Origin of the sequence: Thomasclavelia sp. (assembly GCF_017889095.1) — a bacterium.
Taxonomy (GTDB): Bacteria; Bacillota_I; Bacilli_A; order Erysipelotrichales; family Coprobacillaceae; genus Thomasclavelia.
Genome location: NZ_JAGHEW010000041.1, coordinates 1 through 11,710 on the forward strand (window position 1 = coordinate 1; position 11,710 = coordinate 11,710).

General features: G+C 25.4%; 11 protein-coding genes. 8 read left to right on the forward strand and 3 right to left on the reverse strand.

Features of this window, described 5'->3' with window-relative positions; all coding sequences use genetic code 11:
* From J7M77_RS01835 to J7M77_RS01860, 6 genes are all read left to right on the forward strand, one after another.
* On the forward strand, positions 1-933 hold a 933-nt coding region (locus J7M77_RS01835), incomplete at its 5' end, for a glycosyltransferase (RefSeq protein WP_296875411.1).
* Complete coding sequence (locus J7M77_RS01840) at positions 914-2,059, forward strand: hypothetical protein (protein WP_296875412.1); 1,146 nt, start codon at positions 914-916, stop codon at positions 2,057-2,059. The genes J7M77_RS01835 and J7M77_RS01840, both read left to right, overlap by 20 nt.
* Before the next feature lie 2 nt (positions 2,060-2,061).
* Positions 2,062-3,189 (forward strand): polysaccharide pyruvyl transferase family protein, encoded by a 1,128-nt coding sequence (locus tag J7M77_RS01845; protein ID WP_296875414.1) that lies wholly within the window; start codon positions 2,062-2,064, stop codon positions 3,187-3,189.
* Positions 3,189-4,121 carry a glycosyltransferase family 2 protein gene (locus J7M77_RS01850; RefSeq protein ID WP_296875416.1) on the forward strand — a complete coding sequence of 311 codons (933 nt, stop codon included), beginning with the start codon at positions 3,189-3,191 and terminating at the stop codon, positions 4,119-4,121. The genes J7M77_RS01845 and J7M77_RS01850 overlap by 1 nt, the downstream gene beginning before the upstream one ends.
* 103 nt (positions 4,122-4,224) lie before the next feature.
* Positions 4,225-5,631, forward strand: a complete 1,407-nt coding sequence (locus tag J7M77_RS01855) for an oligosaccharide flippase family protein (RefSeq protein ID WP_296875418.1) — start codon at positions 4,225-4,227, stop codon at positions 5,629-5,631.
* A gap of 1,086 nt (positions 5,632-6,717) precedes the next feature.
* On the forward strand, positions 6,718-7,257 hold the full coding sequence (locus J7M77_RS01860) for a hypothetical protein (RefSeq protein WP_296875420.1): 540 nt from the start codon (positions 6,718-6,720) through the stop codon (positions 7,255-7,257).
* A gap of 1,286 nt (positions 7,258-8,543) precedes the next feature.
* Here the strand turns inward: J7M77_RS01860 and J7M77_RS01865 are convergent.
* Positions 8,544-8,849 (reverse strand): hypothetical protein, encoded by a 306-nt coding sequence (locus J7M77_RS01865; protein WP_296875422.1) that lies wholly within the window; start codon positions 8,847-8,849, stop codon positions 8,544-8,546.
* Positions 8,839-9,126, reverse strand: coding sequence for a hypothetical protein (locus J7M77_RS01870; protein WP_296875424.1), 288 nt, complete (start codon positions 9,124-9,126; stop codon positions 8,839-8,841). Before J7M77_RS01870 ends, J7M77_RS01865 begins: the two co-directional genes overlap by 11 nt.
* 191 nt (positions 9,127-9,317) lie before the next feature.
* On the opposite strand from J7M77_RS01870, the gene J7M77_RS01875 reads away from it, so the two are divergent.
* Positions 9,318-9,851 (forward strand): PD-(D/E)XK nuclease family transposase, encoded by a 534-nt coding sequence (locus tag J7M77_RS01875; RefSeq protein ID WP_296875426.1) that lies wholly within the window; start codon positions 9,318-9,320, stop codon positions 9,849-9,851.
* Positions 9,852-10,074: 223 nt separating this feature from the next.
* Positions 10,075-10,206: a hypothetical protein gene (locus J7M77_RS01880; RefSeq protein ID WP_296875428.1), complete on the forward strand. Its 132-nt coding sequence runs from the start codon at positions 10,075-10,077 to the stop codon at positions 10,204-10,206.
* 53 nt (positions 10,207-10,259) lie between these two features.
* Here J7M77_RS01880 and ald read toward each other — a convergent pair whose 3' ends face one another.
* The gene (gene ald / locus J7M77_RS01885; RefSeq protein WP_296875430.1) at positions 10,260-11,369 is read right to left on the reverse strand and encodes an alanine dehydrogenase; all 1,110 of its coding nucleotides are present in this window, start codon (positions 11,367-11,369) and stop codon (positions 10,260-10,262) included.
* Positions 11,370-11,710 lie beyond the last annotated feature (341 nt).

Below are 11,710 nucleotides of genomic sequence, written 5' to 3' on the forward strand. Positions count from 1 at the left end.
AATTGTAAAAACATCTATTTTTCAAAAAAAATAAAAAAAATAGATCGAATAATCGAAACATTATTAATGGTGATAAATTGTAAATATATTTTTTTAACATCATCTTCAAATTTGAATAAATTTGCTATTTTTATTTCTAAAATATTAAAAAAGCACGTTTATTATATAATGCATGGAAGTCTTTCGTATGAAGACGAAATAAACGGTTTATTAGAACGGGTAAAACAAGATAATAAATATGAAAACTTTATTTTTAAAAATGTTGATAAAATATTTTGTGTATCAGAAAAATTTATGGATTTTATGAAAAAGAGGGAGTATAAGTATCGAGATAAATTTGATTATAATTATAATTGTCTTGATTACAGTAAGTTAATAAAAATTCCTAGATGCAATAATTATATTACGGATATTTTATTAATAGGTGGAGATATGCCTAGAAAAAATAATAAAGTAATTTGTGATGCAATAAAGAAAATAAACGATGAACTTTCAACAAATATAACATGTACTGTGGTTGGCAAAAACTATGAAAGTACTAATTTTTTTGATAAATATGATTTTGTAGAATATATAGAATTTTTACCTAGAGATAAACTGATGCAATTGATGGGAAAATCAAAATTAAATATATTAAATAGTTCTTTTGAAACTTTTGGGTTATCAATTATTGAAGCATTGATAATAGGAAGTAGCATTTTAATATCAAATAAAGTTGGCAGTATAGGAATATTAGAAAACGTTCGTGAAACAGATATCATTTATGATACATCAGATATTGAAGAAATTTCAAATAAAATACGATTAATATTAGAAAAGCCGAATAATAATAGATTAATAAATAGCATTAATTTAGACGTTATTCTTCCCCAAAATGCTGCATTTAATTTACTAAAGAAAGTGGGATTGAATTATGAAGATTACTGTAAATAAATTGGTATTATTTGGATTAACTTTAAACTGCTTATCTTTCTATAATATAACATTATTTAATACCTACAGTACAATATGTTATTATCTTAATTTAATGCTAGTTTTTCTAATAATATTTTCACACATTGTCGGTTCAAAGAAAAATATGATAGGGACTAAAATAATTTATATTATGCTATTTTGTTTTTATTTATTAATGTCAATTATTTTGTCAGGCGGAGGAGTAGGTAGTGTATTAACAATGATATATAGTATGATGGTTTATGTGGTATACTCCGTTATCAATTTTTCAAAAAAAGATATGAAGTATCTCTTTTTCATTTTTTTGTTTATGAGTATTTATATTTTTATTAAATCGTTTGGATATTTTGAAATCTTTATAAGTGATAAATATGGCTATATAAATACTAATACTATGGGTATGGTTGCATTTTTTTCTCTTATTTATAATATGATATTTTATAAGTATTTATATAAAAAATATACGCATATTTTTTATTTTTTGCAAATTGTGATGTGTTTTATATCATTAGTAAATTATGAGTGTAGGGGATCATTAATTTCAATGATTTTTTTTGTTGCTTGTTTTCTATTTGTTAAGAAAAATATTTGGTATAAAAAAAAATTTGTATTATTGTTTTTTATTATAATAGTATCAATTGGAACTATTTTTCCTTTTATTTATAGCAACATGTATTTGAATCATGTGTATTTTGAAATTCCATTTTTGCATAAGGGATTATATACGGGTAGAGAAGTAATTTGGATTAATACAATTAGCATTTTTAAAAATAGTAGTGTAAAATGGCTTACAGGAATCGGTTCAAATTCGATTGTATGGACTAATGATATGAATTTACATAATAATTATTTTGCAGTTATTACAAATTTTGGATTTCTCGGTTATGCGTTTTACTATGGTTTTATTTTTTTTCAAATTAATAAAGGATTAAAGGCTATTGATTCTATACATATTGATTTACTTATTGGTCTATTTTCTATATTAATTTTAAGTTATGTTGAAATAGTAACTTTATGGGAAACAATGTTCTTAATTAATATCTTAATTATAGGATTATATTCAAATCCGTCATTAAGTTTGATATTTCAGGGAAAGGAAGGTTAAATGTGAAAGTAGGCATTGTTACATGGTTTTATTATGATAATTATGGAACGCGATTACAAGCAATGGCATTACAAAATTTTTTATTAAATGATGGTTATAATGTAGAGTTGATAAATTTTGAACCACCAGAAATATATACAAAAAAAAGAAAGAATATATCATTGCCATATCTTTTAAAAAAAGCAAATGTTTTTATAAAAAAAAATCGATATAAAAAAGATATAAGACAAAGAAATAAAAAATTAAATTGTTTTCTTGATAAACTTAATAAAACTAGGTTAATTACAAATGAAGATGAGTATATAGCTATATGCAATAAATTTGATGTTATTATATTTGGAAGTGATCAAATATGGAATCCTAAGGTATACCATGAATTTTATTATGGAGATTACAATGATATATATTCAATCAAATTAGCATATGCTCCTAGTCTAGGTGTTTCTGAATTAAATGAAAAAGAAACAGAAAGATTAAAAAAAAGCTTAAAGGATTTTTATAGTATTTATATTAGAGAACAAACAGGTGCTAAAATTATATCTAAAATAATGAGCAAGGAGATTATACAAGTTGTTGATCCAACTTTACTGTTAAATAGTGAAGAATGGAATAAATTATTAAAAATAAAACATAATTCAAAAGAAAATTACATATTGTGCTATTTTTTAGGAGACAACAAAAACCATTGGAAAGCGGTAAAAAGATTCAGCAATGATAAAAATTTAAAATTGAAAATAATAGGATATTCGGATTCATCGTTTATTGAAAATAAGGATTTGATAGTTAATGTAGGAGTTGATGAATTTGTATCTTTAATAGCTAATGCAAAATACGTAATAACGGATTCATTTCACGGTTTGATTTTTTCTATAATATATAAAAAAAGATTTGTTGTATTTGAAAGATTTTTTAACAACGATAAAGAATCTCAAAATTCACGTTTATTAGATTTATTAAATATTATTGATTGTAATAATAAACTTATAATATATAACTCAAACACAATACAATACAATGATAAATATGATTATAAAAATATATATGAAAAATTATATAAAAAAATTAATGAATCAAAGTTTTATTTGGATAGAGATTTGAAAAATATAAAATTAAGGAGAAGTATAAAATAATGAAATCATATGAAACAAATTCATTGGATAAAATCTCAATTATAGTAGCAATTTATAAATCAGAGAGATTTTTAGACAAATGTATAACTTCTATATGTAATCAAACATATAAAAATTTGGAAATAATTTTAATAGATGATGGTTCACCTGATAAAAGTGCTGAAATATGTGATAAATACGCTGCAAAAGACGATAGAATTATTGTTATTCACAAAGAAAATGGGGGTACATGTTCTGCACGTAATGCAGGACTAAAAATAGCAAGTGGAGAGTATATTGTAATTGTTGATGGTGATGATTGGTTGTCTTTAGATTTTGTGGAATATATGGTTAAAATTATAAAAACGACTGGAGCAGAAATGGCTATGACAGACAATATTTTTACAACAAGGGATAGGGTTCAAATTAATAAAGATTCAATAAAGAAGATTACTTCAGAAGAGGCGGTAGCATCACTATTATATCCATATATTATCATTGGGCCTTGGAACAAAATGTATAAAACTAGTTTATTAAAAAATAACAATATTGATTTTTCTGTTCCGTGGTCTGGAGAAGGATTATATTTTATAGTTACTGCGGCACAAAACTCAAATTATGTTGGTTTAGGTCACAAAAAAGTATATAATTATAGATTAAATAATACGGAAAGTGGTTTAACAAATTATAATGTGCAAATGGGTATAAATGCTTTAAGCAATATTAAAACAATAAAAAAAGAATTGAAAATAAAATCAGCAACTGTTATGAATGCAGTTAATTGGCATATTTGGAAAAATTATTATTTTATATTACTTTTAATAACAGCAACGAACTCTAAAAAAAGATTTTATTCTCTATATAGAGAATGTAAAAAACAAAATCGTATGTTATTTTTTCCATCAATTCATAATGCTAATTTAAAAAAACAACAAAAATTAAAATGTATTTAACTGGTATCTTTCCTATAACATATGCAAGGCTATATTTATATAAATCTGCAAAGGCACTGAAAAAAGATACTTACAATTGATCAAAATTGGAGGTGTTGATTTTATGAAAGATTATAAATATCTTTTAAAAAATTTAGGAATATTATCAATAGGACAATTTAGTACAAAATTTTTGACTTTTTTTTTGGTACCATTATATACAAGTGTTTTAACAACAGAACAATATGGTATATATGATTTATTAAACACTACTGTAATACTTATGGTACCAATAGTTACTTTGAATATTGCTGATGCGGTCTTAAGATTTTCTTTAGATAAGAATAATGATAATATAATTCAAATAGGTATTATATATTCTGTAATTGGTATAGTAATATGCTGTTTATTTTGTTTGCTAAATAGAATATTTAATTTTTTTTCTGTGTTTAATCAATATTTGTTTTTTTTCTTTTTGTTATTTGTAGCTACAACATTTAATACACTTTTAACTTCATATGCTAGGGGAATTGATAAAATAGCTAGTTTAACTATTTCAAGTATATTAAGCTCTACTGTTATAATTTTTTTAAATATATTTTTTTTATTGTATTTGAAAATTGGTTTAACAGGCTATTTTCTTGCTAATATAATAGGTGTTTCTATTCAAGCTGTGTATCTAATTTTTAAATTAGATATTAAAAGGAAAAAATCACATAGAAAAGAGGATATATTATTAAGTAAAAAAATGACAAAATATAGTATACCGCTTATTGCCAATTCTATATCATGGTGGATAAATAATGTTTCTGATAGATATGTTATTACTTGGCTTTGTGGGATTTCAGCAAATGGTATTTATTCTGTTGGTTATAAAATTCCATCAATTTTAAATATTTTTCAAACGATTTTTTCACAAGCATGGACTTTATCTGCTGTCAAAAGTTTTAATAAAGAAGATACTTATGGCTTTTTTTCAAATATGTATAATATGTATAATTTTTGTATGACCGTTATATGTTCAGTATTAATTATAACTGCAAAATTACTAGCAAAATATTTATATATTAATTCATTTTATTGTGCTTGGCAGTATGTTCCATTTTTATTGATTGCTGTTTTATTTGGATCACTTTCTGGATATATAGGGGGGATATTTGCAGCATCTAAAAACTCAAAAATATTCGGTTTATCTTCAGCTGTTGGTGCAATTGTAAATATAATTCTTAATATAGTTTTGGTAAATTTTATAGGAACAATTGGTGCTGCTATCTCAACAACAATAAGTTTTTGGATTGTTTGGGTTATAAGATGTAGCTATACTACTAAAATAATAAAGATAAAATTCAATTTAAAAAGAGACTATCTATCTTATGCATTATTAATTATTCAATCGTTTTTATTATTTTATATTAATAAATCAAATTTTGTATTTTATCTTTTAGAAACTATACTTTTTGTTATTATATTAATTTGTTACAAAAACGAGTTAAAAAAAATAATGAAAAAAATGCATATTATTAGTAATTGAAAAAATAAATTTCATTATAATGTATGTCTAGCAATATAATAAATAAAAAGAAATTATATTTAATATTTAGTGCGATATGCACTGTCAAATACGTAGTTTAACACCGAAATATATAAGTAATTTAAATCGTATCATTAATTTATGTATATAGCTATGGCTTTTGTTGCAATTTTGAGAATGATAGACTTTCTAATTTATAATGAAAGAAATTTTTATTATGTCTAAAAATGTTTATGTTAAACACTTCTTTTAATTACATATCTATAATTTATACATGTATAAAATTGAATTATGGTACTTTGCTTAAGTAGTGGAATATGTTCTGGTGTTATTATGAACCGAATTATTCATAATTTAATCACTATCAATGTTAGAGATTTTAATACAAAAGAAGTCGTTACAAGCATAAATAAAGAATAAATTAGTATCGCTTTTAGGAGATACTGGTTATCTGAAGCAATGCGTTAGAACTATGTGTGACTAGGATTGAGGTGTGATTTAAGCTGTTGATATATATAATATTTAATGATATAAACTAAATTTCATTAATTTGAAAGTTTTAAAGATAAAAAAATTCAAGTATACTAAAGTTTTTTTGAAGAAATTTAGACGATTAAGTGTGAAAAATAATTGTACTTAAATGTGGGGCAAAAATGTAAAAAAAGATAAACTAGAAAACGACTTCAGTTTAATTTAGAAAAAATAAAATACTATTCAGGAATATCCTTAATAGCAATAAGTTTTTTACAAACATTAAGACTGGCATATCTAAAAAGGTAAATTTTAAATATAAAGAAAATTCCTTTCAAAAAGGAGAGGCAGTATTGATTGTTAGTCTGTAAAATATCTGTTAGGTGATAGCAATAATAAGTGTTCAGGCTCTAGGTCCTACTTGTTTGTGCTTAAAAGACTGACGACGACTTATAATAATACAGGATATTCCGTAAAAGACAGAAAAGCCTATTCATCTTCATGTGCTCTATAGTATACCACCTTTGAGAAATACTATAAAACGTTTGGAGTGAAATTAATTTTAATAAAATGTTTGTGTCCGGACGATGAAGGCGGACGGAAATGGAGGAAATAATGAAAAAAAGTTATAAATATATTAAAAGTGATATTTTTAGATATTATGGAACTTGTAATTTTTTTATTGTTCTAGTGGGAATATTGACTAGTAGTACAATCAGATGGCATGTAATGTTTAGAATGGCTTCACAAGGAAATAAGATTGAAAATATGATAGGGAGAATTTTTTATAAAATTTCTTTTATAAAAAATAAAATACAAATCGATTTTGATACACAAATTGGTTATGGTTTATATATTGCACATGGTGGACCTATAATTGTGAATGGTAGTGCAAAAATAGGGAATAATTGTAATTTATCACAATTTTGTACTATAGGTTCCAATAAAAATTTAGCGGCAGAAATTGGAGATGAAGTATATATTGGACCAAATGTATGTTTAGTTGAACATGTAAAGATTGGGAATTATGCTACAATTGGAGCAGGAAGTGTTGTTACAAAAGATATTCCATCAAAAGCTACCGCAGCAGGTAATTATGCAAAAGTAATTCACTATAATAAACCTGGTCGATTTATTAATAATAAATGGGAGTAATTATTAAATTTAATAATATTATTGAAAATGTTTTTAAAATAGAATGATTCTTTTCATCAATGCTATTGAGTTAAGACATTGAAGATATTAGAAAAATATATAGGTTCTAACTCAGTTTAGAATAATCAACTTATGATGATAACACAAAAAATTATGACGTTTTTCTCTACAGTAAATCATTTAATTTAAAAGTAAGTAATTCAAAATTAATACACTATAAATGAATCTATGATTACAAGATAATATTTGCAAAATGACTCGGTTATAATGATTAAAATAGTGAAATAATTGATGGAAATATTTTGATTGATAAATTTGATTGACCACATCATACAGGGGTATAGTTTTTCTCTTAAAAAACATAAAGTCAGTACTTAAAATCTAAGCAAATCTGTTAATATTTTTGAATTTATCTAATTTTAATTACATGCCCTGTGTCTTATGGTTAATCAAGTTGATAAATATAAATCCATTTAAAACTTATTCTTTCATTTTCAAAGTCATTTTTCTGCTTGAACTGGAATTTTTTGTTGTTTATCATTTTGTTATACATGCCCTTGCTAATTTATATACATTTTCTTGATTGACCACATCATACAAGGGTATAGTTTTTCTCTTGGAAAAATCATAAAACCACCACATATAACCTAAGTAAATCTATTAATATTTTTGGATTTATCGAATTTTAATTACATGCCTTGCGTCTTATGGTTAATCAAGTACATTTTTACATCCTTAATTTTTTTGTGCTTCATTCAATTTGCAGATAATTGTTAAATTCAGCTTTTCCTCTTATACTTTAACAATTCCGTTCATACATGCATTATCATATTTTTTTGAAAAATGCATTTTGCTCATCTTATTCTTCTTTTTTTCGTTGCTGCTATTTTTCCATTGTTTTTTGTCTTTTCTTTGATTCTATGATAATATTTTCCTGGTTTTCGTTTTAATCAAAATGTTATAGATACACTCGAGGGATAATTAAAGTGAACCAAATTGGTGAAAAATAAATTAACACTTTTGGTGAAATTTATATTGACATTATCATGTTTTTACTTTTCTTTTTAAGTTCTTTTAAAAAATTTATCATCCAAATTTATTATTAAAATGTAACTTAAATGATATATGTTATTCCTCCACGTTTATAAATTTTTGTAAAATATTGTATATTCTTAGTTGAAAAGATAATATAAATAGATTAAACGTAGCTATCATGATTATATTTTTAAAATATTTAATCATAAAGCAGTATTATTTTTTTTGTAATACTATTGATCTTCCGTAAACTAAATCAAATCCAACACCAGCGAGTCTATAGGTATTTTTTTATAACCTCCGTCTTTATTAAGTCTTATTATATCTAATGATACAGTTACAATATTATCACTTTTAATAACACTCAAATTTTTGCTTTTTGATTTACATATATAAGTTTGACCGTCTATTTTTAAGAAAATCATTCTAATATCATTTTCATCGTACTCGTGGTATTTACTAAAATTTTCAAATAGTCCTTTAAATTTAAAACAACCATCTTCGTTTAAATGTTCGATTAATTTATTTCCAATATCACTTGAAGGTTCAATAATCATAAAAACATTTTTCTTTTTTATTTTTCTTAGGTTTAGCTTTATAAGTAGTAATCTGAAACTTTATTGGAGTAGTTTTTTCTGTATTATTATAAGTCAAGTTTTCTCTATATTTCATACAATGTGCAGATCCAGAACATTTAACCAAAGGTACACGCACGTTCCTACATTCACCCTCATCGTAATATATACATCTTCTTTTGTTACGTCTAGAGTCACCTTCTTTTCTATGCATTCTTTCCACATGCCATGGTGTTCCGGTCATATGATTGATTCCCATAATTTTACCTCTTGTATAAATTGTCTTTTAATTAAGTAAATTATCTCATGCTATATACTTATTTACAAAATGAATCAAAGTTTTATATTTACATGTTTTTTTGTTGTTTAAAGGAAAAATTTAATAAAAAATTGAAAATAAAAAAGTAAAAATGTCTCTTATGGGAGTATATGTTAATAGGAGGTGTTTTTATGGAAACAATAAATAATAAAGAAAAAACAGAAAATGCAGTAGAAAAAGAAATCAAAAAGATAACCGATTTCAAAAATGATGTCCTGTTTAAGTTCACCTTTGGTGATGACAGTGAGATATCCAATGATTTACTTAAACGGATGATTGAAGGTATCATCAAGATTAAAGTCGAATCTTTAAGGATCCTGAATCCGCATTTGATTGCTGATCAGGTTGAAGATAAGGATATGGTATTAGATATTCGGGTAGTAACTGATCAGGGGGAGCAGATTGATATCGAAATGCAAAATGCGAAGTTTTCAAGAGAAGACGGGATACGTTTTTGGGTCTATGGCTATTCAAGGATTGCCGATCAGGCTCGAAAGGGAGAAGAGTATACGCCTGTAATCAAACCGGTATATCAGATAATCTTTATTAATGATGTCTATGAATTAAGCCCATATTTATTTGATGCCTATTCAAGTCATAATGATCATGGAACGATGGAATTTGTGAATATGGGTACTAGAATTTATGTGCAGATTCACAGATAAATACATATGTTGAATGTAAATCGTTAGAAGAATTTAATGATGTAGAAAAAATGATCTATATAATTGCAAACGGTTTAACTAATGATATAATTGAATCAGAGGTGGGCAAAAAGATGAAAGACAAGATGGAAGAGTTTAACGAAGACAGAGAACTTAAACTAACGGCTTATAATCGGATAATGAAAAAAGCAGCACAAGAGAAAAGACATTTAAATTATTTAATATGATATATCCTAATAATGACAAGAGCTTTTTAGAAGATTTAAGCAGTGAACAGTATGATAAGATTTTTGATATGTTAATTGATGGCGAAAGTTTAGAAGCAATTAAAGGCTTTGTTGAAAAAGATATTTAATATTTGATATAAAAACAAACATCCAATAAGATTATCAGATGTTTGTTTTTTTACTATTTAATTAATTCGTTTGGTTCAACGTAATCACCATCTAAAGCTGTAGCAACTGCTTTGCAAGTGTAGTTACCTTGGTAAGTATTTAATCCTTTCATGAATCCAGGATCTTCTTTTAAGGCATCTAATCCCTGATTAGCTAATTTTAAAATATAAGGTAAAGTAGCATTAGATAATGCCATAGTTGAAGTTCTTGCAACTGCACCAGGCATATTAGCAACTGAATAGTGTAAAACACCATATTTAGTAAATGTTGGTTCATCATGATTTGTTACATGATCACAAGTTGCAACGCAGCCACCTTGATCAATTGCAACATCAACGATAACACTACCAGGTTTCATTGTTTTAACCATTTCTTCACTTACGATTTTTGGAGCTTTAGCTCCAGGAATTAAAACAGCACCAATTAATAAATCAGCGTTTTTGATTGCTTCTTTAATATTATATTCACTACTATAAACAGTATGAATAGTACCATGACTAATATCATCAATATAAGCTAAAGCACTAGTGTTGATATCAAATACTTGAACATTAGCTCCTAAACCTAGAGCCATTTTAGCAGCATTTAGACCAACTTTACCACCACCGATGATCATGACATTAGCTGGTAAAACACCAGTTACACCACCTAATAAAATTCCTTGTCCACCATTAGGTTTTTGTAGGAAGTTAGCTCCAATTTGAACAGCCATGCGTCCGGCAACTTCACTCATTGGTGTAAGTAATGGTAATGAATTGTTAGCTTCGACTGTTTCATAAGCAATTGCAGTAGTTTTACTATCAATTAAAGCATCAGCAAATGGCTTGTTGTTAGCAATATGCAAATAAGTAAATACCATTTGATCTTCTCTTAAATAATGATATTCACTTTCTAAATATTCTTTTACTTTAACAATTAAATCAGCTTTAGCAAAAACTTCATCAACATTTGCAATAGTAGCACCAGCATCAATATACTCCTGATCACTAAAACCACTACCATTACCAGCCATAGTCTCGACATAAACTTGATGACCGGCTTTACATAAAGCATATACTCCAGCAGGAGTCATTGAAACACGATTTTCATTATTTTTTATCTCTTTAGGAATCCCTATAATCATATTTTAACCTTCTTTCCTCTTTAAAATGTATGCTTATATTGTAGCATTTTTGAAAGCAAAACAAAATATTTTGTTTCATTACTTTTATAAATCCTATAAATTCTTATTTTCTTAATATCAACTATCTCATATTATCGACTTTACTCGATAAATAGGCTGTTTTAATACATTTTAGAAAAATTAAAGAAAAATAATTTTTTTATGTTATTTTTAAAAAATGCTTAATTTTTTTTAACTATTTGCCTCAAAAAATGTTATGTGTGATGTTTGTGTGATACTTGTTTGTTATAATGTGAGCGTAATTAAAGGTATATAGTTAGGCTCTATATGATTAATTACCT